The 23,649-nt window shown below is 62.3% G+C and carries 16 protein-coding genes and 3 pseudogenes; 9 read left to right on the forward strand and 10 right to left on the reverse strand.

What is annotated here, in order from left to right; genetic code table 11:
* Positions 1-904 precede the first annotated feature (904 nt).
* The 6 genes and pseudogenes from ACFVJ3_RS41950 to ACFVJ3_RS41975 all read right to left on the reverse strand — a co-directional run.
* Positions 905-1,784 (reverse strand): annotated as a pseudogene (locus ACFVJ3_RS41950) (IS3 family transposase); the annotation flags it as partial.
* Between the two features lie 227 nt (positions 1,785-2,011).
* Positions 2,012-3,271: an MFS transporter gene (locus tag ACFVJ3_RS41955; RefSeq protein WP_378457683.1), complete on the reverse strand. Its 1,260-nt coding sequence runs from the start codon at positions 3,269-3,271 to the stop codon at positions 2,012-2,014.
* 337 nt (positions 3,272-3,608) lie between these two features.
* Positions 3,609-4,043: a nuclear transport factor 2 family protein gene (locus tag ACFVJ3_RS41960; RefSeq protein ID WP_378457684.1), complete on the reverse strand. Its 435-nt coding sequence runs from the start codon at positions 4,041-4,043 to the stop codon at positions 3,609-3,611.
* 62 nt (positions 4,044-4,105) lie between these two features.
* Entirely contained in the window at positions 4,106-4,570 is a 465-nt protein-coding gene (locus tag ACFVJ3_RS41965; RefSeq protein ID WP_378457685.1) for a nuclear transport factor 2 family protein, read from the reverse strand.
* Between the two features lie 214 nt (positions 4,571-4,784).
* Positions 4,785-6,161 carry an MFS transporter gene (locus ACFVJ3_RS41970; RefSeq protein ID WP_378457686.1) on the reverse strand — a complete coding sequence of 459 codons (1,377 nt, stop codon included), beginning with the start codon at positions 6,159-6,161 and terminating at the stop codon, positions 4,785-4,787.
* A 100-nt stretch (positions 6,162-6,261) separates the two neighbouring features.
* Positions 6,262-7,320, reverse strand: coding sequence for a Zn-dependent alcohol dehydrogenase (locus tag ACFVJ3_RS41975; RefSeq protein ID WP_378457687.1), 1,059 nt, complete (start codon positions 7,318-7,320; stop codon positions 6,262-6,264).
* 2,269 nt (positions 7,321-9,589) lie between these two features.
* Between ACFVJ3_RS41975 and ACFVJ3_RS41980 the strand changes: the two genes are divergently transcribed.
* Positions 9,590-11,032, forward strand: a complete 1,443-nt coding sequence (locus tag ACFVJ3_RS41980) for an aldehyde dehydrogenase (RefSeq protein WP_378457688.1) — start codon at positions 9,590-9,592, stop codon at positions 11,030-11,032.
* Between the two features lie 671 nt (positions 11,033-11,703).
* Positions 11,704-12,899, forward strand: a pseudogene (locus ACFVJ3_RS41985) (IS110 family transposase).
* Between the two features lie 875 nt (positions 12,900-13,774).
* Here the strand turns inward: ACFVJ3_RS41985 and ACFVJ3_RS41990 are convergent.
* From ACFVJ3_RS41990 to ACFVJ3_RS42000, 3 genes are all read right to left on the reverse strand, one after another.
* Complete coding sequence (locus ACFVJ3_RS41990; protein WP_378457689.1) at positions 13,775-14,212, reverse strand: nuclear transport factor 2 family protein; 438 nt, start codon at positions 14,210-14,212, stop codon at positions 13,775-13,777.
* Positions 14,209-14,859, reverse strand: a complete 651-nt coding sequence (locus ACFVJ3_RS41995; RefSeq protein ID WP_378457690.1) for a cysteine hydrolase family protein — start codon at positions 14,857-14,859, stop codon at positions 14,209-14,211. The genes ACFVJ3_RS41990 and ACFVJ3_RS41995 overlap by 4 nt, the downstream gene beginning before the upstream one ends.
* A 438-nt stretch (positions 14,860-15,297) precedes the next feature.
* Complete coding sequence (locus tag ACFVJ3_RS42000) at positions 15,298-15,507, reverse strand: FAD-dependent oxidoreductase (RefSeq protein ID WP_141470101.1); 210 nt, start codon at positions 15,505-15,507, stop codon at positions 15,298-15,300.
* Between the two features lie 128 nt (positions 15,508-15,635).
* On the opposite strand from ACFVJ3_RS42000, the pseudogene ACFVJ3_RS42005 reads away from it, so the two are divergent.
* The 6 genes and pseudogenes from ACFVJ3_RS42005 to ACFVJ3_RS42030 all read left to right on the forward strand — a co-directional run.
* Positions 15,636-15,881 (forward strand): annotated as a pseudogene (locus ACFVJ3_RS42005) (GntR family transcriptional regulator); the annotation flags it as partial.
* 42 nt (positions 15,882-15,923) lie between these two features.
* Positions 15,924-16,328, forward strand: coding sequence for an FCD domain-containing protein (locus tag ACFVJ3_RS42010; protein WP_378457706.1), 405 nt, complete (start codon positions 15,924-15,926; stop codon positions 16,326-16,328).
* A complete protein-coding gene (locus ACFVJ3_RS42015; RefSeq protein ID WP_378457691.1) occupies positions 16,325-16,975 on the forward strand; it encodes an isocitrate lyase/phosphoenolpyruvate mutase family protein in 651 nt (216 codons plus the stop codon). The genes ACFVJ3_RS42010 and ACFVJ3_RS42015 overlap by 4 nt, the downstream gene beginning before the upstream one ends.
* Positions 16,972-18,111 (forward strand): acyl-CoA dehydrogenase family protein, encoded by a 1,140-nt coding sequence (locus ACFVJ3_RS42020; protein WP_378457707.1) that lies wholly within the window; start codon positions 16,972-16,974, stop codon positions 18,109-18,111. Before ACFVJ3_RS42015 ends, ACFVJ3_RS42020 begins: the two co-directional genes overlap by 4 nt.
* Positions 18,111-19,184 carry an acyl-CoA dehydrogenase family protein gene (locus ACFVJ3_RS42025; protein ID WP_378457692.1) on the forward strand — a complete coding sequence of 358 codons (1,074 nt, stop codon included), beginning with the start codon at positions 18,111-18,113 and terminating at the stop codon, positions 19,182-19,184. The genes ACFVJ3_RS42020 and ACFVJ3_RS42025 overlap by 1 nt, the downstream gene beginning before the upstream one ends.
* A gap of 327 nt (positions 19,185-19,511) precedes the next feature.
* Positions 19,512-20,306, forward strand: coding sequence for an enoyl-CoA hydratase/isomerase family protein (locus tag ACFVJ3_RS42030; RefSeq protein ID WP_378457693.1), 795 nt, complete (start codon positions 19,512-19,514; stop codon positions 20,304-20,306).
* A 131-nt stretch (positions 20,307-20,437) separates the two neighbouring features.
* Here ACFVJ3_RS42030 and ACFVJ3_RS42035 read toward each other — a convergent pair whose 3' ends face one another.
* Positions 20,438-20,983, reverse strand: coding sequence for an aldehyde dehydrogenase family protein (locus ACFVJ3_RS42035; protein WP_378457694.1), 546 nt, complete (start codon positions 20,981-20,983; stop codon positions 20,438-20,440).
* Between the two features lie 377 nt (positions 20,984-21,360).
* On the opposite strand from ACFVJ3_RS42035, the gene ACFVJ3_RS42040 reads away from it, so the two are divergent.
* On the forward strand, positions 21,361-23,637 hold the full coding sequence (locus tag ACFVJ3_RS42040; protein WP_378457695.1) for an ATP-binding protein: 2,277 nt from the start codon (positions 21,361-21,363) through the stop codon (positions 23,635-23,637).
* Positions 23,638-23,649 lie beyond the last annotated feature (12 nt).

Genomic DNA, 23,649 nt, shown 5'->3' on the forward strand with positions numbered 1-23,649 from the left:
CATACCGCCGCGCCACCGAGTCCGCCACATCCGTCATAGCTCAACGGTAACGCCCGAAACCAGCTAAAGCGACATTATTTTGTCACAGGCCCTAACAGCAGTCAAACCTATGCCGGCCGGGCTTTGTGTAACTCAATCCGTTGTAGTTGAGCTTGAGGATTTCGAAAAGCCAGCGCTCGTCGCGGACACACTCACCCTGATCTCGGACTGACAACCTGAAAGAGTGCAACGCCACCGCGGGCGATGCTGTTCCCCCGGCGGGCTGGAGCGGATGCACCTCGCGCGCTCGGACGCTCGGCGGCCGAATCGGACGCTGTTTCGCAAACCCGCTACCTCGCGGAAGTGTTCACGGACCGAGGTGGGAATCACCTTGCTTCGGCGTCTCCTCGGGTTCACTCTCGGGTTGCTCGTCGACAGGCCGGAAGTGCGCGCGATCGGCGCGATTCCCCCTTCCTCGGTGGAGCCCCAGCCGTGCGCGAGTCCAACTTGATGTACGGATGCACGACCAACTCGGGTCGGCCCTTGGCGTCGGTGAACAGTCCCATTCTCGTTCCCCTCATTCCTCCGTGATGCCCCGCCGCTGCACGATCATCCGCCGGCCGATGTTCCCGTCCCAGGCCACGGTAGCGCCCCTCGCCCGCCGAGATCACCTCGAACCGCATCCCCCGCGGCAGCAGGTGCGCAGTGTCGCCGACCGTGTCCGACCGTCCCACATACATCCCACGGTCAGTCTCGATCTCGAACACCACATCCCGCTCTCCGACCGTCGGGTCGAGTTCGTGCTGGGCATGGGTTGCCATCGTGTGCCAGTCGAAATCCAGTCGCCATCCCTGCTGCAGGGTCGAGGACAGGCTGACCGGTTCCTGCGGGACTGAGGCTGCCCCTTGAGAGTGGACACCGGATTTCATGCGGCAACTGACGGCGTACACGACGCGAACAGTCGTTGTTCGAACTCCACTGCGGCGAGGTATCCGAGGGCGGAGTGTCGGCGACGTCGATTGAAGTACGAGAGCCACTCGAACAGCTCCAGCCGTGCCTGCGACTTCGACGTCCAACTCCGCCCGTGCAGCCATTCCCTCTTGAGTCCTTGGAAGAACGACTCGGCGACAGAATTTTCGTAACTCGAGCCGACCCGACCTCGACTCGGGCGGATCCCATGACGACGGCATACACCGGAGACAGCTGCTGCGGTGTAATGCGATTCGCGGTCGCTGTGGAATACGACACCACGAACGTCACCACCGCGGGTGCGCACCGCCATCTCGATCGCGTCCGTGACGAGATCAGTACGCATGTGGTCGGCGATGGACCAGCCCACCACCCGGCGTGAGCAGATGTCGATCACCAAGGCCAAAAGCAACCACGAGGATCCCACCGGAATTTAGGTATGTCCCCACACCACTTCGAATCGACAGCCGTAGCGGTGAAGTCCCGCATCACCAGATCCGGCACCGACGGAGCCGACTTGTCCGCGATAGTCGTGCGCTTGCTGCGGCGCAGGTGCCGGCCCACCACGTCCTGGATTCGCATCGGCAGGGTCACCCGCTTGCGGTTGATCCTGCGTCCGCGGGAGCGGAGTTCGGGATGCACGCGCGGAGCGCCGTAGGCGCTGCGATGCTCGGCATGGATGGAACGGATCTCGGCGACCGTCATGGCCTCGTCGGCCTGACACTCGACCCGGGCCGGATCGGTGGCCAGGTGCATGTAGTAACCGGATCGGGAGGTCCCGAGCACCCGACACAGCCGCTGCACGCCGAATCGGCACGATGAGCGGAGATGAAGTCACGCCCGAAAGCGCATTGGCGTCTAAGTCGACCTTACGGCTGCGCACCCAATCCACACAGCCGCGTCTAGCAAACTCGACGTGTCGTCACACGACGAAGGCGCCATCCATGACGAAACACCGGGACGGGCGGCGGTACCGGTTCGTTCAACGTCCCCAGGTATGAGAAGTTCGACTTGTCGCTGACGCTCGAACCACTCAGTGCCGCAATGCTGGTAGCGGGTCGTACTACAACTTGGGCTCGGGAAAAATCCTTGACCCCGCCCCCACCGACAGGCCCGCAATGACGACGCACAGAACAGCGACCGCGACGAAAGCGTGGGCGAGTGAGCCAAGCGCGCTAATCACCGACACCATAATGATCGGCGATAGGAAGTTCCCGATCGAGAAGGCACTCCAGAACAATCCGCCAGCCCGTCCGCGGTGGAAGGCAGTGGCCAAACTCATCGTAATTGACATCAGAAGCGGCGGGAGCATTCCTGCTCCCAGTTGGTTAATGAAGGCAGCCACGGTGACTGTGGTCACTGTCGTGCAGAACGGCAGTAGCAGCAATCCGATGGCCGATACCCCCATCGCCCCGGCAATAAGGTAACGGCGCGGGAAGTGTGCGACGAAACGGAACCCGAGGGCACCGATCGCGTTCCCGACGGTGGCGACTGCGATTAACGCGCCAATGAGCGCAGGTGAGGTCAACCCGTGTTGACCGTAATACTCGGCGATCTGTAGCGGGATAACGAAGAACAGCGCACCTCCCACCGCACTCAGTGCAAGAGCTGTGACGAAGGGCGTAGTGAAAAGGCGTGACGTCACGATGCTGGGTGTCTGTGCCACCAAGCAAGCGTCCTCTTCGATCAACTGAGCGCGGGACGGCTCCCAGATGACTTTGACTGCAAGCGCAAGGATGAGTGCGGCGATGCCGTAGAAGTAGAACGGAAACCGCCAGCCGATCTCGCCGAGCGCGCCAGCTACAACGTAGACGACGATCGCCATGACCGCCGTGAATCCTGTGCTGTACGCAAGCCATCGACTTCGTTCTGCCCCATGGAAATAGTCTGCAATTAAAGCCAGCGTCGACGTCATTATGACCGCCTCCACCACGCCAAGCAGACCCCGCATGATGATGAAAACGACGAGGGACGTGCTAAACGCGGGGAAGACACCGAAGACGGCGTAGAGTCCCAGCGCGCTGAGCAAGCAGACACGCCGCCCGAACCGGTCTACAACGATGCCGGCGAATCCGGAAAGGATCGCGATTACAAGCGCGGGTATCGTCAGAGCGATTGAGATGAGATAGGCACCGCCGGGCTGGTCGCCGACGGCAGCGGTAATTGCAGGTATGTTCGGCGACAGCAGGGTCACACCCATGGCCGGCAACATACTGGCCAAGAGGATGCAAGCCCCCTGGGGGAAACCCGCCGTTCGACTTTCTACGGGGCGCACTCTTCCCCCCGTTACAGTACGAGAGGCACGAACAGGATCTGACGTCATCGTTGCTTCCTTCAATGATGGCGTTCGCCATCTTCGGCGACCGCGTGCAAGCCCGCTGTGCGTTCCCTGAGTAGGAGAGAATAGGCAACAAATGCCAAGCACGCTCTGCGTTTAGCCACACTATTATTGTCGTATACTGCTTTTTATCGTAGGCAACCGAGGTGCCAGAATAATTGGCGAAGAGCTTCTTAGCGCCGTTGCCTCGAATTGGTCCTTCTGTCGATTCTAGATCGACCCCTCGCCGGGCAACCGGCGCGCGATCGCACCGGGTCTGCTGATATCAGCAGAATGAACCTTCGCCATTGCTGCACTCCTTCCTGGACTTGTCCTGCTGCAGTCACGTTTCCTCAACGGCGAGGGACTTCGTCTCGTTGTCGAAGAGCACTTCTTTTGTGTGGAGGAAGTCTGTGTATTCGTGCACGACCAACACTTTGTGGTCACGGATCTGCAGCAGGAAATGGAACAGATTGTTGTATGTATTGCCGAGGGGTAGCTCAGCGAAGCACTCGGACTCGACTGCGATCCAGTCACCTTCACCGATCATTGAGACGACCTCGTGTCGGATCCCGTTGGGCAGTAGAGCGGCCATCGCGGGGAATAGCGCGAGATATTCGCCCTTCGTCATGATTTTCTGGAGCGGAAGTCCATGCGATCTCATCATTAGATGAATCCTTGCCTCATCGGCAAGCAATTCTGCCGATTCCTCTCCTGTGAGATCACTGTATGCTGCGATATATCGGCTCGCGATTTCTTTGTTATGTTCTAATGCCACGTGAAACTCCTGCTCCTGCGTATTACAGTTCGCGGCCCGGACGCTATCCTGCGTCTGCAAGATTAAGTGTCCGATACTTCCGAGTGGAAAACGACAGAACCCGACGCGAGGTCGGTTGGAACCGAAAGGTGCTGATGAACCAGCCTCCACCGTCCTTCCTTCTTCAGAAAGATATCGGTCTCTCGGAAGACGAAGTTGAGCTCGGGTCCTCCCCCAGCACTATCGGAGATGAAGTTCTGCCTGCTGAACGCGTATCCGATCGATCCCTCGGCCCTCACCTCGAGTTCAAGGATGCGGGTTCGAAGATTCGTTACATTCTCAAACTGGCGGGCGATCTCGGCATGCGCTTCCGCCTTGTTCGGGAAGTTCCCGGGTCCGAAATCGAAATATACAGCTTGGTCATCCCAACTTCCGGTGATCGCTTCGGCATTTTGCGCGAGGGCCATCTTCCGTTCGATTTCAACGAGTTCCACTTCGTCCGCGGACAATCCCGCGGTATCGAAAATTGTGGACGCAACATTTTCCATGGGGATCTGATCTCCTAGCGGTTCGTTCCATGCTTTTCATTTGCAGTGGATTGCTGTCGACGAGGGCAAATATCCTGAGCCGAGGAAGCGCCCTCGGTCTGTGATTATCAGATATGGATGGCTGCCTTAGAAGAGGAAAGGTCTACCAGAAGCGCGTTTCGTGCACGGAAGTCCATGGTGTGGCGGATTTCGTCGCTCCAATGCGAACTGGTGGCTACGACCGGCCCATCCATTTAGGTAAGCGTCCCCGTTCCGACATTGACAGGGTCTCAGGGGAAGTTTCGGTCTGAGGGCGGTGCAGGCGGGTCACCGCGAGGAGTCCGACGATACCCAGAACCGCTCCTCCGATTAAGAGAAACCCGGGCGCGCGTTCGTTGCCGGATGATTCTATAAGAGCGGTCGATACGAGCGGGCCGAAACCAGCGCCGATCATGTTGCCGACGTTGTAGCCGATGGCTGCCGCGGTGTAACGGATACGGGGCGGGAACACATCCGAGAACGCTTGATAGGTGGCCGCCAGCGCGAGGTTTGTCAGGATCATCGCAAAGAGGTAGACGAAGGCGATCTGGACGACGCCGACCGATCCGCTGCTCAGTACTGCGAACAGCGGATAGCCGATCCCTCCGAGCACCAACAGCATGATTACAAGAAAGCGTGTGCGTCCGAAGCGGTCGGCGCACAGGCCGCCGATCACAACCATGGGCGCCGAGGCGAGCATGACCGCCGCTGTAATCCACGGTACCGATGCCCGGGATAGTTCGGTGGCGGTGGTGAAGTAGACCGGCAGGTACACCGGGATCGCGTAGACGATGTACAGCGTGCCAGTACCCATCACGACGGTCAGAAGAATTGTGAGCTTATGGTTGCGCCACGCCTCTCGCAACGGGGTTTTCGAGATTGCGCCGGCCTTCTCCAACTTCTGGAATTCGATCGAGTCCTCAATGCGCAGCCGGAAGGCGAGAACCCCGATGGTGAGGATAAACGCGACGAAGAATGGGATTCGCCAACCCCACGTTGCCATGTCCTCCGACCCCACGGCGAGGGTTGTCAATCCGATCACGACCGGAGCGACGGCCAGGCCGAGGATCGAGCCTAGTGGTGTCATCGAGCTGTATAGGCCTCGACGACCGGGTGTGCTCGACTCCAAGGCGTAGGTGGCGGCCCCGATCACCTCACCTCCCGCTGCGATGCCCTGCGCGATCCGCGCAAGCAACACGAGAGCGGGTGCAACGATGCCGATCGTTTCGTAGGTCGGGACAAGACCCAATACCAGAGTCGCGCAACCCATAAGCATGATGGTGGCGACCAGGGTCACTTGGCGGCCGCGGACATCGCCCATTCGTCCGAACAGGATGCCACCTAGGGGCCGCGCTACGAATCCGACCGCGTACACACCGAGGGTCGCGAGTACCGAAACGATCGGATTCTCGTTCGGAAAGAACAACGGTGCGGTGTAGACCGCCAGATAAGCGTACAAAACCAGATCGGACGAATCGATCATGGTGCCCAACATCGCCGCGACGGCGGCCTTGCGGCGCGCACTCGTCGATGTCGTGGGAGCCTCGGTCTGTTCGACCGCGTAGTTGGTCATTTTCTCTCCAGTTGGGGTGGCATTTAGGCGGTCACCGCCGGGCCGGTTACGCATAAGCACTGCCTCGCGCCCGTGTCATCGGTCGCCGGTAGGTAGTCGCTCAGTCGTCGTGAATGATGAGACCGCGAATATTTTCCCCGGAGAGCATGTCTCGGAATCCGTTGTTGATCTGATCGAGGGAATAGCGGCGAGTGATCAGGGAGTCGAGATCGAGTTTCCCATGCTTGGCCATCCGGAGGAGTTGGGGGATGTCGGCGCGTGGGTTGCAGTCGCCGTAAAGCGTGCCAATCACTCGTTTTCCGTACAAAGTAAGCATCGAGCTCGAGAGTTGAAGCGTTTCCTCGGTTGCATCGTCGGCGACACCGACTAGCACCACTGCGCCTCCTTTGCGCGTTAGATCGAAGGCGCTTCGAATGATGTCGCTGGTCACTACGCCAACGGTCACGACGGCAACGTCAACTCCGACGCCGTGGGTACGCTCCCACATGTCGGCCTGGGCGTGGTCTGCAGTCGCGTATACGGCGTCGGCGCCGAGCTTCTCTGCGAAGGTGCGCTTGGACTGGACGGGATCGATCACGGCGACGATGTCTGCGTTGGCTTGTACCGCAGCGCTGACCGCGTTGGCTCCGATGCCGCCGCAACCGTATATCGCGACGGTATCTCCAGCGGTGACCTTACCGGCGTTCACTACCGCGCCCCATCCGGTCGCCACGCCGCACGTGACCAGTGAAATCCATTCCCACGGAATATCTTTATCGACCTTTACTACGGACCGCTGGTCGAGGACGGCGTGGCGGGCGAAGGTTCCTGTTGCAGCAATCGCCCCGACGTCTTCTCCGTCCCGGTGGAAGCGGTAGCCGCCGTTGGCGAGCTCACCGGTCATCATGTTGGCACCGAGGTCGCACAGGTTGCCCTGACCGCGTACACAGAACCGACACACCCCGCAGCTGGGTATCCACGAGCAGGCAACGTGGTCACCGATGTCGAGTCCGGTCACGCCTGGACCGATTGCTTCGACGACGCCGGCACCCTCGTGGCCTCCGATAAATGTCATGGGTAGACCCAGGTGCTGGAGATGCTCATCGGAGTGACATAAGCCAGCGACCTTCATCCGCACCAGGACCTCACCGACCCCAGGTTCGTCGAGGTCGAATTCCATTACCTCCCAGTCCGGCTTACCACCGGTGAGGGCTGCTGCTGTTGTCTTCATCAGTTTCCGTTCTCTGACATCACGTGTGGCGGGGGAAGCTCAGTGAGGGTCCTGTCGTACGACCCGGTTTCGAATTGCCGGCAGGACGTGTGACCGAGCACACAAAGCGAGAATCACACGGGTGACCACAAATGTCAACAGTCGGCTGCGATCTATCATCAGATTGCCACTTGGCACCGAACGAAGAACGTCCCGTTCCACAGATGTCGAATAAGCTGGCCGATCGGACGCTGAGATGACATGAAGATCCCGAGCCTGCCCGCTTCGTCAGCGCTGCGGACAAGTAAAAGGTGAGCGATCACTATTCCGAACCGTGGTAGCACGGCACCCGGGCTTTGACCGACCGCACCCCACCATCGTCCCGGTCATCGCATTCGCGCCAAACAACGCCTCCCGCACTGCGCTTGGCGATCCTGTAGTTTCTGCTCACTCAGACTTTGACGGTGCCTGCCTGCCGACGCTGAGCGAGTCCACGGCGGTGAGCCGCACAGCGGTGAAGGATCGTTACCACGCATCTGCTTGTTCCGCGCCGTACGCATTCGGTCATGGACCTGCTGAGCGATCACGTCGGGCATCGGCAAGTGCTCATCCTTGCTCTCACCACGATGGCGGGAGCACCGGTGTTGGCTGCGCGGTCTCTCAACCTAGCCACCCTGCTGGCGGCCCGCACGGCTCAAGCCGTCGGTTCGGGGACTTTCTCCTGTCACGGATGATCGTGCTGTGCAACTTCTCCGGCGCTCACCAGAGATCGGCAAATCGCCTGGTTGTCACGCTTTCTCGGTTCGGTATGGCTGTCGCACTTACTCCGGCTGAGTGATTGCCGGGATGTTCGAATGGCGATCGCAGGACTAATTGCCCTCGTGGCCACCATTTTCTTGGTGCCCGACTCAAAAGTGCCCAAACAGACGAAGGAGCCCATCGACGGGGCGGGAACAGCCACCTTCTTTGCCGCTCTGGCCTCGCTGTTGCTTGGGCGTCTTCGTGGGCCGACATTCGGTTGGCCGGCGTGGTCGACGGTCGTGACCTCGCCCATTGCCGCCGGAGTGACGGCATTGGTACTCGTCGAACTCAGGATGCCCACACCGCATTGCGAATTTCCCCTACGCCTGGGTGGGGGCTCCTACGACCCGCGGACCCCGTAACCCTGCCCAATCGGTGGCGCGGATAACGGGTACACCCGCTGGAGGAGCACGAGCGATTCGCTGTCACAGCCGTACTTCCGGACAATTTTCCACAGAAGTGAGGAGAACTTCATCCGGTTGATTCCGAACCGGCAGAACACCTCATCCTCGGGGACTCCGTCGTATGGTGCCCATGCCACTGCGAGTCGTAGTATCGCTTCGGCGTCTCGCGTTGCCCGGCTGCGCACCGTCTTCTTCGTCATCTTCCCTCGATCCCGTCTGCACTGGGGTGCTTTGCGTCTGCATCGGCAGAGCGCTCGCCCCAGACCTGTCGTTGATCCAATTATTCGTGGGCACAAATTAGTTTCGTATGCAAGAATTGCTGGCTTGCCGTGTTCACTGGGGCGGGATACGTCCTGCTCGGCCTGTGGCGGGCACCGTCGACGATTTCGACAGTGACATCATCCAGGCCGTCCCGGAGCTGTTCTGCCCTCTATGGCGATGGCTGTATCCGATGTCCATGGTTCTGCAGGACGGGTGTGCCGATCTCATCCCATCGGTCGACCAGGGATTCGCGAAAGGAGTACGCGCGCTGCGCCTGCGGCAGGCGCGCCGGGCCCCTGGTCCAACCATTTCGCTGTCCACTCGGACTCCATTCCGGGGCCTCCGAACACCCGAGCCGCAGGAGCGGGCGCGTATTTGTGCGGGCACGGTCAAGTCGGAAAGTCCACTTGATCGCTCGGTTCACGACCGTCGACTGGTCCACGTTGCCACAGGCTCCTAACCAATGAGTTCACCCCATTCTGAGGACGCGATCGGACTCATCCCCACGAAGGATAGAATCATCCTCTAGGCAACTGTCAACAGCAGACTTTAGGCAATTTGCTATTCAATGATTTTAGCCCCTCGGCGTAAAGTAGAGCAGAGACCAGTTGACAGTTATCTACTGACGGTCGACACTGTGATCCGAGACACGCCCAAAGTGCGCGCCGATTCCGCCCTGGCAGCGCGTGGCAGTCGCATCCAGTCTTTCGGCCGCAGCGAGCTGGGGCCCGAATGGTCTCGCGTACACGTCGCACCACTTCACGGAGGATCACATGACGAAGACGATTTCCGAGTTTCACGACCTATTCGTAGGCGGCGAATGGGTATCCGCGAGGTCGGAGCACCGCTTCGAGGTGATCTCACCGGCGACCGAAGAACTTATCGCCACTGTGGCGCTACCGTCGATCGAGGACGCCGAGGCGGCGGTGAGCGCGGCACGTGAGGCATTCGAGCGCGGTGAATGGTCCGGCGCGTCGATGGAGCACCGCGCCGATGTGCTCGGGCGATTCTGCGATCTGTTCGATCAGCGACGCACAGACTGGACCGCAGCGTGGGTCGCGGAGAGTGGGCCAACTCGCGCTCACTCCGACTTCCTCAACGACCTCGTGATCGGCATCTGGCGAGACATCGTCGAAACTGCGAAGCGGAGCCCGGTCGTCGAGCGGCGCACCTACCCGGACGGAACGGTGGACATCGTCGCCGAACCCTACGGAGTGGCGGTGACTATCACCACCTGGAATGGTCCAGCGCTATACCTGGTGTCCAAAATCGTTCCCGCGCTGCTCGCCGGGTGCTCGGTGATCGTCAAGACCGCTGTCGAGTCCCAACTCACGGCAAGGATCATCGGTGAACTCGCCAACGAGGCAGGTATTCCTGCCGGAGTGCTCAGTGTCCTCGCGGCACCGACCGATGTCAGTGCACACCTGGTGGCACACCCTGATGTCGACAAGGTCAGCCTCACCGGAAGCGTCGCTGCAGGCAAGAGCGTGATGGCTGCCTGCGCGAACAATTTGACCCCGGTCACATTGGAACTAGGCGGGAAGTCACCGGCGATCATCGCCGACGACATAGCCCTCGACAAAGTCCTGCCCACCCTCCTGCCGGCCTTCTTCATGAATGCCGGTCAGATCTGCGTCGCCTTGACACGGTTGATCATCCCCAAACACCGGCATGACGAAATCGTCGAGGCGGTCGTCGAGGGACTTTCGCAGGTCCGCGTCGGGTCACCTGAGGACCCCGCATCGGTGATCGGTCCGATCGGCACCCGCGCCCAGTACGAAAAGGTACTCAACTTCATCACCTCCGGTAAGGAGGACGGTGCCACACTCGTCTGTGGCGGCGGCCGACCCGCCGGCCTCGACCGCGGATTCTTCATCGAACCCACCGTATTCAGCAACGTGACACCCACGATGCGGATCGCACGCGAGGAGATTTTCGGCCCAGTGCTCTCGATCATGACCTACGAGGACATCGACGAAGCCGTGGAGATTGCCAACTCGACTCCCTTCGGTCTCGCCGGAACCGTCTACGCCGCAGACGAAAACCTCGCCCGGAACGTCGCAGACAGAATCCGTTCCGGAACCGTCGCGGTTAACACCATTGGACCGTCCCTCTACGCCCCATTCGGCGGATACAAGGAGTCGGGGTTCGGCCGTGAGAACGGTCGCGAGGGAATCCGCGAATTCCAGCAGCTGAAGAGCATCAAGATCGCCTGAACGGGAATTAAGCATTTCTCGTGCGGCCGTCCGGCCGTACGGCCGTCCGGCCGTACGGCCGTCCGGCCGTGCGGCCGTCCGGCCGTGCGGCCTTCGGCGCGTCCGAAGGGGACCAAGTCCGGGCGAGCATGGAAGTGGATTTGGCCTGCGCTGGGAAAGGCCGCCCGACGACCGCGCATCCCGCCCTCAATCAGCGACATCGACGTCAGATCCAAATTTCCGCGCCGATGGGGCACTACACGATGAGGAGCTCGGTGTCCGTCACCCTCGTAGTGCCGCGGACCGGTGAGCCGGTCCGAATGGATCCCGTTGACCGGGCCGGAAGAACTTTCCGACTTTCGGCCGGTCCGCTCGCGCAGCCGACATCATGCGCGACGCCTCTCCTTCTAATTGCCGATAGTGGTCGACGGCGTGGACACCGCCCTCGCAAGTGCCCCGTTACGTTATTTACAGTCCTTCGCAGAAGGGCTACGGTCGCCAGACCCGGTATGACTCGTTGCCCCTGTCTCACGCATGATCCGGGGGGTGGTGTCGCCGGGTGTGGTGGCGTCGACGGACCGCTGATAGGGACACGGCCAACCGAAATTGTGTAGGTCTCTTTGTAACGTGGGTGCCGGGCGTCGATGCCGGATCGGCGACCGGCCGACCGAGACACAAGGGACGACCCCTGAATGGACTCGAACTATGCGGTGTACTGCGGAATCGACGTCGGCAAAGGTGAGCACCACGCCGTCGGACTGACCGCCGCCGGAAAGAAGATCTACGACAAGGCGTTGCCGAACGACGAGACGAAGCTGCGGGCGGTCTTCGACCGCCTGGCCAGCCACGGATCGGTGCTGGTGGTCGTCGACCAACCCAATACGATCGGCGCCCTACCGGTCACCGTGGCCCGCGCCTGCAGCCACGACGTCGGCTACCTGCCCGGACTGGCGATGCGCCGCATCGCCGACCTGTACCCCGGACAGGCGAAAACCGATGCCCGAGACGCGTTCATCATTGCCTTTTGCCGCCCGCACCATGCCGCACACCCTGCGCCGGGTCGATACCGGCGTCGAGGCCCTCGCCGAACTCGTGGTCCTCGTCGGGTTCGACGACGACCTTGCCGGCGAGGCCACCCGGGTCATTGGGCCGCATCCGCGGTCTGCTCACCTCCATCCACCCCGCCCTCGAGCGGGTCCTCGGCCCCCGCATCGCCCATCCGGCGGTGCTCGAGGTCCTCTCCCGCTGCGGCGGGCCGGCCGGAATCCGGCAGGCCGGCAAGCGCAAGCTCACCGCGATCGCGGTCAAGCACGCACCCCGCATGGGCACCCGACTTGTCGGTGAGATCCTTGCCGCCCTCGACGAGCAGACCGTGGTCGTGCCCGGCACCCAGGCCGCCGAAACCGTTCTCCCCAAGCTCGCTGATTCACTGAAAAGGACTCTCCAGCAACGGAAAACGGTCGCCGAGGACGTGGAGAGGGCGCTCGATGAACACCCTCTTTCCCGGGTCCTGACCTCGATGCCCGGCATCGGCTTCAGGACAGCAGCCCGGATCCTGATCGAGGTCGGCGACGGCTCCGCATTCGCCTCCGCCGCCCATCTGGCGGCCTATGCCGGCATCGCACCGGTCACCCGTAAATCGGGCTCCTCGATCCGTGGTGAGCACCCGGCCCGCTCCGGCAACAAAAAGCTCAAACGAGCCCTGTTCCTGTCCGCGTTCTCCGCCCTCCACGACCCCACCAGTCGCGCCTACTACGACAAAAAGCGTGCCGAGAAGAAGAAGCACAACGCGGCCCTGATCTGCCTCGCCCGACGCCGCTGCGACGTTCTCTACGCCATGCTGAAAAACAAGGAACTTTACCGGGCACCGCTCCCCTCAGCGGCTTGACAGGAACCATAGGGACACCCCCCCCGAGAGCTGATGTCGTTGGCCGACAAGGACACCGCTCTCGGCTTCACGGGTCTGAACGGAGAACTCAACAAGACGGATGCCCAGGACGAGCGGCCCGGTCGGTTGCTATTGACTCAGACCCTGATGTCGCGATGGAGGGTTACCTCGAATCGCTATCGATAACGTCGGCAATTGCAACCAACTCTTGGTGCATCAATCGTCCGTTGGACCCGTAGCGGTATTCGGCGCCATCAACTTTCCGCTCGCCCTCGGTGTTCTCTGCCACGATACGAGCACCGCGCTCGCGGCAGGATGCGCGACGGTCATCAAAGCACACCGCTCATATCGGGTCGAGGCCGCCTCTGGCAGACATCGGCCGCGCTGCCCTGATGCATGCCGGCGCAGGGAGGAAATCTTCGGCATCGTCGTGGGCCGTGGTGCGGATACCGCCCTGTTCGGCGCCTCGGAGACGAGGCGGTCGCATTCACCGGATCCCGGTCCAGATCCCTGGCGGTCTGGCGTGCGGCAAATGCACAACCGGTACCGGTTCTGGATTGCGCCGCGATAGGCACGATCAACCCAATCGTGATTCACCCGGTGACGTGATCGACGACTTCGCAGGAGTGTTCGTCATGACTTTCACCCAAAACGGTGGGCAGTCCTGCACGAAACCGGGCCCGGGTTCAGGCGAATTGGTCCGAAACGTTTTTCCCAGAAAAGCTTTTCGACGGTGCGCATCGTGTTGGATTGCTAACCCGACAAACGCAGCGTGGCCGGCAACGAAGTAGTCGCCGGTCACGCTGCGCTCACTTTCACCGAGAAGCTCTTCAAGTCTCGCGACGCTAACCACGAACTGATCGCTCGTGCCCAGGTCAGTCGACGACGAGCGACCTCTGGACAAATATCCACCGGTCCTGCACGCGCGTCACGATGTCGGAGTAGGAGCCCGTCGTGACTACCACCGCGGTTCCCGATTCGCGGTCGCGAGCCGACACCAGCAATCGGCAGCTGCCGGCGACGTGCGTGCCGTCCGAGACTAGCCGGAGGTCCGCGTTCCAGTGCTGCTGGTCCGTCACCGGATGTGACCGGGACGCCGCGGTCCGATTGCGGACAAAGGCCGCGAGCTCGTCATGACCTCGATAGGTGCGGGTGGGATGCTCGAAGACACCGTTCTCCGACCACGTCGATGCCCACAACTCGGCGTCGCCGCGATCGATGGAATGGTTGTACTCCTGGTACAGCCGGACTATTGCTGCCTCGTCGGCGAGATCGAGTGCATCGGGCCCGTCGGTCTGCTCGCTCTCGCTCAATTTGTTGCCGCCCTCGCAGGAAGGGCGGAGAGCAGTTCGGCGCTCGTCGCCACTTCGGCCTGCTTCGGGAAGATCTTTTCGAAGAGGAACGAGTGCACGGCATCGTCAGGATCGGCACAGGCGTCGGACAGCACGATCACTCGATAGTCGAGGTCGTGCGCCTCACGCACCGTCGTGAGGACAACGCCGCTGGTGTGTACCCCGGCGAGGATCAGCGTCGTGATGCCGGCATTGGTCAGCTGCTCGTGGAGAGTTGTTGTCGAGAAGGCGCTCACGCGGGTCTTGCGTACCACGATATCGTTGTCGTGGACAACAAGGTTCGGGTGCAGGGCAGTGGTTGTGGACTCGGCGTCCATGTTGGGTCGGTTGCCTTTGACCCGGTCTCCCATGATGTGGCCCTCAGGAAATCCGGCGTAGTCGGCGTCGGTGAACCCCACGCGCACATATCCCACAGAGCCACCGTTGTTCCGGACGGTAGCAACGGTCTCGGCGGTCGACGCGACGAAGTCCGTCGGATCGTCGAGGAAGCCCAGGATTGAGGGCTGATAGTCCATCACCAGCAGAGCGGTCTTGGCGGGATCAATGTTGAATGCCATGGTTTTCGGGTTTTCCTTTGCTATTTCATTGTCCGGCACGGTGCCGGACAAGTGTCGTTGAGCGCAGTCGGTGTCCAGCTACGGGGCACAGGAGGGAGCGAGGTTGATCCGGAAGGAGGTCACCGCGCTATATGACGTGCCGTCGGGACAAACCAGGGCGTAGCGGCTCTGGTAAGACTGTCGAGACTTGCAGCAAGCGCCACCCGTTGCAGCGGAATGCCGAGTTCCGAGGCTTGGTCGAGCATCTCCTGTGCAGAATCCGCGTCGGCGTCGAGAAAACAGAGAACGAATCCTTCGTCGCAGAGGTCGACGGTCGAGCGCCCGTCGCCAGCCAAGCGTGCGGGCGCGATGACCCGCCGGTTCGTCGGCTTGTAGTGCCGACAGTCTTCGGCTGATGCTGGAGAAGCCTCCGGGACGGAGATCGGTGAGTCTTCGTATCGGTAATCAGAATGACCCCCTTAGACTCCCACTCGGATCGCGTTCCCTCAATCAACTCCTCCCCCACCGAGCGTCGCAGGCGCGCACCTGCCTCGTCCGAATCGAGAAGGTTCTGATCGACGGTCCACCGGCTCGGGGATGGTCGACGAACCCATCCCCTGCTTCCAGTACGAGTACCTTCTGGCCCCGCCGTCCGGGCTTTAGGGCCGTCGATAGGCCCACTGGTCCGGCTCCGATCACTAGTACGGCTGTCTTCTCCATCTACGCGCCTCCTTGTGACTATCGGCAGCCGTCTGTTGGATGTCAACATTAGTAGCGAACCCCCACTCAAGCAATGATCGTTGACAGATAAATGCCATCTGTTTACAGTTGACGATATGGAAGGGGTGATGAACGTGCGAATCGACACTGCGGTCGCGGGCACCGGTGACGAACCGGGAGTTCTGAGGCGCGCACCGTTGCGCGATCAAGCGATTACCGTGGTGAGGGAACTCATTGCAGATGGATCGCTGCCACCGGGAGCTCGGCTGAACGAGGCCGAACTGGCGATGCGCCTCGGAATCAGTCGGGGCCCCCTCCGAGAAGCCATACAGAGACTCGGGGCAGAGGGCTACATCGAATTCCACAGAAACCGAGGCGCCTTCGTCCGAAAGGTCACCATCGACGATGTTCGGCACATGTACGAGGTCCGCGAGATTCTGGAGATCGCCGCAGCGCGCCTTGCAGCTGAACGAGCCACCGGTGATGGCATCGCCCGCCTGGACCTGCTGATCAGCCAGACCGAGCAGGCGTTGCTTACCAGCGCGCGGGGCGAGTACCCGAGCAACCTCGACGTCCACCAATTGGTTTTTGATCTGGCCGGAAACCCCTCGTTGAACCGCGCTGGCATGGAACTGCATACCCGTGTTCGCCTGTCACGGTTGACATCGGGTAGCTCACCGGACCGGGCACGCGAAGCTCTCGCCGAACACCATTGGATCATCTCGGCGATCGCGGACAGGGATCCCGGAACCGCCGGTGAAGCCATGGGTGTGCACCTGCGCGCATCCCTCGAACACCTACTAGCTACTCAACCGAAGTGAGCCACTTAGCGCCGGCGTGGGCGGCCAGCTCCCACTCCGCCCAACATCTCGAGGCGCGTGCTGATCCGGATTTGCTGATCATCGCCCATACCGATGCAGGTACCGAGTTCGGTCTCGCTGAAGCCGGCAGGCGCGCTCGCCTGTATAGCGGCACCGGCGCGGACGTCGCCTCCGTCGAGGCACCTCAGTCGGAGCGCGAGATCGAACTCGTCACCGCAGAGATTCGTAGACCGAAGATGCTCAACCCTGTTCAGGGCGGCAAGACGCCTGCACTGCCGCTGGAACGCGCTCAGGAACTGGGCTTCTCGACTCTCCTCTGCGCTAACTTGTCGCAGCTGGCAGGCATTTGCGCCGTGCACGGGGTCCTGGATCCGCTGAAACATAGCCGATCTCCCCACCGGCCCGGCGACCGCGGCCGGGTCGGAGCGGCAAGTGGCGGTGCGTACGCCCTTCTTCAACGACATGAGCCGCCGTTACGAGACCGCCAACCCGACGGACGCGGCGCCGAATTGGGACGCGATCACGGTCAGCGACCGGCAAACGGCAAACGGCAGCGGCCAGGGCCGGCAGCTGCCGGAAGACAGGAATGGACGACTATGCAGGGATTCGAGTTCGGGTGTACGCAGGACCGGAGGGCGCGCAGATGAGCCTGATGCTTTCGGCGGTGGAGAACTTTCCGCCACACCTTGCCGAACTGCGCGCGGACGTGCGCGCCTTCCTTGACCGCGAGGTCGCAGACGGGCGTTTCGTACCAGAGTCCGATGCATGGCTGTCGGGCATCGACCCGGATTTCAGTCGTAGGCTCGCCGAGCAGGGTTGGGTCGGGATGACACTCCCAACGCGGTACGGCGGCGCCGGCCGCTCGGACCTCGAGCGATTCGTAGTGACCGAGGAATTACTCGCCGCTGGCGCCCCCGTGGCGGCTCACTGGATCGCCGATCGGCAAATGGGGCCCGGTATCATGCGGAACGGGACAGAGGAGCAGAAGAACACCTATCTTCCCGGAATCGCTCGGGGCGAAAGGTATTTCGGCATCGGAATGAGTGAACCCGACGCAGGCTCCGACCTAGCAGCCATTCGAACCCGCGCGGCGGAGACCGCCGAGGGGTGGCGCGTCACCGGTACCAAATTGTGGACCAGTGGTGCACACATCGCAACCAACATGGTGCTCCTCGCCCGCACCGGCCCGTCCGACGACCGGCACGGTGGCCTCTCGCAGTTCCTGGTCGATCTTCCCCATCCTGACGTCCATATCAAGCCGATCATCACCATCGATGGTGGCCACCACTTCAATGAGGTCGTCTTCAGCGACGCGCTCCTGCCGGCCACCGCACTACTCGGCGAGCGGGGTGACGGTTGGCGGCAGGTCACCCAGGAACTCGGTAACGAACGTTCCGGGCCTGAACGGATCCTGTCCACGCTTCCGCTCCTGCGATCCTGGGCCCGCACGGACGCGGTGCGCACGGTTCCGTCCGCACGGGCAACCCTGGGTGGTCTGGTGAGTCGCATGGCCGTCCTGCGCCAACTTTCGATGGCTGTGGCGCAAGAACTCGCCGCAGGGCGAAATCCCATCGTCGAAGCGGCCATGGTCAAGGATCTCGGCACCGTCTTCGAAGGGGATGTGGTCGAGGCCATCCGTGCCCACGCGGGGATCGAACCGGATCCCGGTGGTGACGAGTTCTCGTCGTTGCTGGCGAGATCGATTCTGCACACCCCTGCATTCACCCTGCGCGGCGGCACGAACGAGGTTCTCCGATCTATTGTTGCAAAGGCGGTGCTGTGATGTCGGACCATTTCGACGCGATCAACGACTCGGTGCGTGCCACGCTCGCGGCTTCACAGGCTCCCACGTTCGTCGACGTACCGTTCGACAGTCGGGCATGGCAGGAACTCGACCAACTCGGTTTTACTACACTTGCTCTCTCGAGCGAGCTCGGTGGCTCCGACGGAGACCTCCGAGACGCAGCCGTCGCCTGCAGGTCCGCGGCACTCGCCGCAATTCCCATGACCGAGGCGAACTTCCTCGCAGTACCCGTTTTGGCCAGTGCGGCTGTGCCTTGGCCAGGAGGTGTGGTTACAGCCGCCCCGGCCCCCGAGCTCTCCCTGGAGGGCGAGGGAAGCAGCGGTCTGCTGACTGGACGGGTCGCCCGTGTCCCTTGGCTGCGCTACGCCGATTACCTGGTCCTGATTCTGACAGGTGATTCGATCCCCCGGCTGGCTATCGTTGCGTCGACCGCTGCGGGATTGACCGTGGTGCCGGGGACGAACATTGCGGGAGAACCCCGCGACGAGGCATTACTCACGCGAGTGCGCCCGCTCGTCGTTGCAGATCTTCCCGCCGAGTGGGACTCCACCCTTGTCGCGCAGTACGGTGCCGCCGGACGGGCGAGTCAGATCGCCGCCGCCGCTTCGGAAGCGCTGGCACTCGCCGCCCGGCACAGTTCCGAGCGGATCCAGTTCGGGCGTCCGCTGGTCAAGTTCCAGAGTGTTCAGCATCAGCTAGCCCAACTAGCCGCTGATGCGGTGACACTGCAGACCGCTGCCGACGCCGCGGTGATCGCCTTACGTGACCGGTCATCCCAGACGCCGCTCCTGGTGGCTGCCGCCAAGGTCGAATCGTCGGTCCTGGTGCGCCGTGTCACCGCCGTTGCGCACCAGTTGCACGGAGCGATCGGGTTCACCACCGAGCACCGTCTCGGCGCATGCACGACCCGGATGTGGTCTTGGCGAGAGGAATTCGGCAACGAGATCGTATGGCAGCACCGCATTGCCGACCTCGTGGCGATGAACGGTGAGGACGTGTGGGCGCTGCTCACCGACCTCTCCCTGGATATACGAACGGGGGTCCGGGCATGAGCACGGAGCGATCTTCTGCGTGGCTCGCCATTGACCACACCCATAGTGCGCTCAGTGGCCTCAAGGTCCTCGATCTCAGCCGCGTTCTCGCCGGCCCCGCGCGGTGTCGGCATTCCGATCAAGCTGAGCCGGTCGAAGCCGCGAGTCATACTGCATCGGCGCCCAACGAGGCCGACATCGACACAATTCTCCGAAACCTGGGCCTACTCGATTCCGACGGCCTCGGCAGCAAGGCCACCTCCGGAAATCCGTCGCACGAGCGCCCCGTGGACAGACATGACGCACGTGTCGCCACGATGGCCTGATCCATTGACAAAGGAAGTAAATATGACCCACGCTGACGTCGAGGCACCCGTGCAGGTGACCGTTGCCGACGGAATTGCACATTTGACGCTCGACAACCCCACGCGTAAGAACGCGATCTCGCTCGGCATGGCACAACTTATCAATGAGTTCTGCCACTGGGTCGAGGGTGACGACTCCATCGGTGGCGTCGTCATCGATGCTCGGGGTGACTATTTCTGTAGCGGCGCAGACACCCGGGACCTGGCCGCATCCTCTGCCGACCCCGCCTCCACCGAGGCCGTCCGACGTACCTCTGCGGTCTACGACACATTCGTTCGTATCGGTTCGCTCCCCGTCCCGACTGTCTCGGTCGTCATCGGCGGTGCGGTCGGCGCCGGTCTGAACCTCGCACTCGCCACCGACGTGATGCTGGTGACCCCCGACACGGTGCTGGATTCTGGATTCCTCGCACGTGGAATCCATCCCGGCGGTGGGCATTTTTCATTGCTCGGGCGCACCCTGAACCGGCAGCAGGCGATGGTGCACGGCGTGCTTGGCGTCCCACTGTCCGGTACCGATGCCGTTCGCCTCGGTCTCGCGTGGAAGGCATTCCCTGAGCACACGATCCGGACGGAGGCGACCGCCCTCCTCGATCGGGTTTCGCGGGATCCTGATCTGGCGCGCCGGACGAAGCGAAGCGCCGATCTCGAGCTCGGTCCCACTGCCGCATCGTGGCCCGCCGCAGTCGAGCTCGAGCGGGGAGCACAGATGTGGTCGTTGGGACGCAAGAGCGCCGGAGGCTGGAAGAAAAAGCCGCCGCGCTCCGTAGTCGAGTAGGAGTCGTATCGACCCCGGCCGCGCCGGTGACTCGACCCCGGCCGTGCTGGTGACGGCACCGACTCGATCGAGCGGACCGCAATGTTGCCGGAGATCTGAGCACCTTCCCGGGCTCGGGTGCCCTCGGGCTCTCAGGCGGCCACCGTGGTCTGCCTGCTCGTCTCGGCACCGACCACGGCCAACCGGTCCACGTCCGGATGGGTCACCAAGTATTTGCTCACCGGCGCGGTGGCGGTCAAGACACTGACCATGCCTTCCGGAACACCCGCCTCGACCACCAGCTCACCGATGAGCCGGCCGGTTCGTACCGAGTCTGCGGTTAGGTTCACGATCACCGCGCCTCCGTCGGCGAGGGTGTTCGCCACCTCCGTCACCAGTGCCACTGCCGAAGCGCCGGTCCATGGAACGATCACGACGACCCCGAGGGGTGTGGTAGGCGCTGCCGCCTCCGTGCCGTCCTCCCGCCTACCTGGAAGAGGTGCGTCCATGTCCTTCGAGAAGGGTCCCGGCGCGGCGTTCTCCGCTACGGTGTACCTCGCCCACCGGTCCCTTTGCCGATCGAACGTGTCAAGCAGCCGACCCGCCAGTGCCAGGCGTTCGGAGAACGTCATTGATGTCCACGGCTCACCGTGGCAGGCGAGGTGCGCGATGTCCACCGTGTCATCGATGTCGAGCACAGACGGAAGAAGAAAGTCCGTCGGTGCGCTTCCTGTGTGGTGTGATACCAGCTCGATGCACTCGTTCGAGGAGGTGGCGACCCACCGACCCCCGATGAAGAGGTCACGGTATTCGGGGGTGAGCGAGTGCATTGGGATCCTCCGATGAGCAGACGATTTATGGTGCGAATCACATTGCACCCTTTTCGGTGGAGTCCGACATCCGCAGAATACGTAGACGGATACGTATCTTCGTTCGATCGACTCCTTCCGAGCTCTGCTTACCTCCCAGCCTTACCTTGGCGATCAGATAGGGCTGTACGCCGCGCGCAGTAGACTGCAGTGTGCCTCTGCCCACAGATTCCAGTCCACGCCGATCGGATGATCTCCCGTCCGATGTGACGAGCTTTGTGGGTCGCCGCCAGATCCGCCCGGCACTGAAACGTACGCTGGCGACCGCGCGCCTGGTGACGTTGACCGGCCCCGGCGGAGTCGGAAAAACTCGGCTGGCGCTACGAGGCGCGAGCGAGGTCCGGCGCGCGTTTCCGGACGGGATGTGGTTCGTCGAATTGGCGCCGCTGGAGTCCGCGTCGCTGCTCTCGAGCACTGTGGCGAACACGCTCGGGCTCCGCGGGCCCCGGTCCCACGACCTGCTCGCGGACCTCGGCGGGTTCCTGGCCGAGCGCAGGGCCCTTCTGATCCTGGACAACTGCGAGCACCTGGTGGACGCCTGCGCCGAGCTGGTGACGCACCTCCTGCGCACGTGTCCAGGGTTGCATGTGCTCACGACGAGTCGCCAAGCGCTTGGCAGCGCCGGCGAACATGTCCTGTCGGTTCCCCCACTCTCCGTGCCCGAGGCGGGAACCGCGACCGTCGCCGCCGCTGCACTGACGGAGAGTGTGTCGCTCTTTCTCGATCGTGCACGCGCCGTAGTACCCGAGTTCGAGCTCACCGACGACAATGTGGGTGAGGTGGTCACGATATGCCGCTACCTCGAGGGCATCCCGCTTGCGCTGGAACTCGCTGCCGTGCGCCTACGAGGTCTGGCTCCCGCGCAGATCGCACACCTTTTGCAAGACCGGTTCCAGTTGCTGACCACCGGGCCTCGTGGAATGCCCGACCGGCAACGGACGCTGCGGAGCTGCATCGACTGGAGTTACGACCTGTGCACCCCGGACGAACGGGCGCTGTGGGCGAACCTCGCGGTATTCTCCGGCGGTTTCGAACTCGATGCCGTCTGCGCACTCGAGCCTGATCGAGCGGGAGACGAGTTACTCGACGACGTGCTTTCCCTGGTCGAAAAGTCGATCCTCATCCGCGAGGAGTATTCCGGCCGGATCCGATACCGAATGCTGGAGGTGATCCGGCAGTACGGCGAACACCGCCTGGTCAAATCCGGACGGCGGGAGGCACTCCAACGTGCGCACCTTGCTTTCCACGCCGATCTGGCGACGCGCGTCAGCCAAGAGTGGCTCAGCGATCGGCAGGTTCTCTGGCTCCAACGGTTGCACCGTGAGCACTCTAACTTCAGGGCCGCACTCCAATTCTGCATCGACTCGCGGGACGGGATCGAGGTCGGCCTGACGATGACGGCGCATCTGCTGACCTTGTGGTCGGCTTTCGGTCTCACCAGCGAGGGCAGCACGTGGCTCAATCGCTTCCTCGCCGCGTCCACGGATCCGACACCTGCCCGGCTCCAGGCACTCCACGTCGGTGTGTGGTTGGACTCGATCAGCGGTCACGACGAGTCCTGCCGGCTGCTGTTGGAGGAGGCCACACGTGTAGCACACCTGCTGGGCGGTACCGCCCGACCCGTGCTCGATCAGGCACGCGGAGTCCACGCGTTGTACTCCGGCGAGGTGCACAAGGCACTCGCGCACCTCGAGAGTGCCGCTGCGGGTTTTCGCACGCTCGGTGACGACTACGGACTGTTGCAGACCCTGTGTCCGCTGGGTGTCGCCTGTGAGCTGACGGAGGTCATCGAACTAGGCCTGGCGTGCCATCGTGAAGTTATGGCAGTCTCGGAGCGGACCGGCGAGGTGTACTTCCGCGCATTTTCACTAACGAATGCCGGCCTTCTCGCCTTCCACGCTGGCGATCTGGAACAGGCGGTCCGGCACGTGCAGGATAGTCTCCGCCTCAAGCTAGCTCTGGACGACCGGCTTGGAATTGCGATATGCCTGGAGTCCCTCGCCGTGGTCACCGCCTCCTCGAACCCGCACCGTGCCGCGATGTTGGTCGGGGCTGCCCGGGCTGCCTACACCGCCATCGGGCTTCCTTCCAACGCTTTGCCTGGGCGCGGCCAACGACTCGATTCCTACGCGAAGGTCCTTGAGAAGACCCTCCGCGCCGACAAGATGCGCACGGCGGTCGAAACCGGACGCGGGTTCGATTACGACTCCGCGATCGCATTCGCGCTCGACGAGCCCTGCCCCGCGCTCCACTCGGAGCGGCACGGTCGTGTAACCACCCGGGACTCCCTCACCCCCCGGGAGCGTGAAGTGGCGTCATTGATCGCGGATGGATTGTCCAACAAGGAAATCGGACTTCAATTGGTAATCTCCCAGCGGACTGCCGAGTCACACGTCGATCACATCTTGGCCAAGCTCGGTTTCACCTCCCGGACTCAGGTGGCGAGCTGGTTCAACATGGCGAACGCGCAGCAGGCGAACTGACCTCGGCGTATC

The sequence above is a fragment of the Rhodococcus sp. NPDC127593 genome (genome assembly GCF_042671975.1).
In the GTDB taxonomy this organism is placed as follows: Bacteria; Actinomycetota; Actinomycetes; order Mycobacteriales; family Mycobacteriaceae; genus Rhodococcus_F.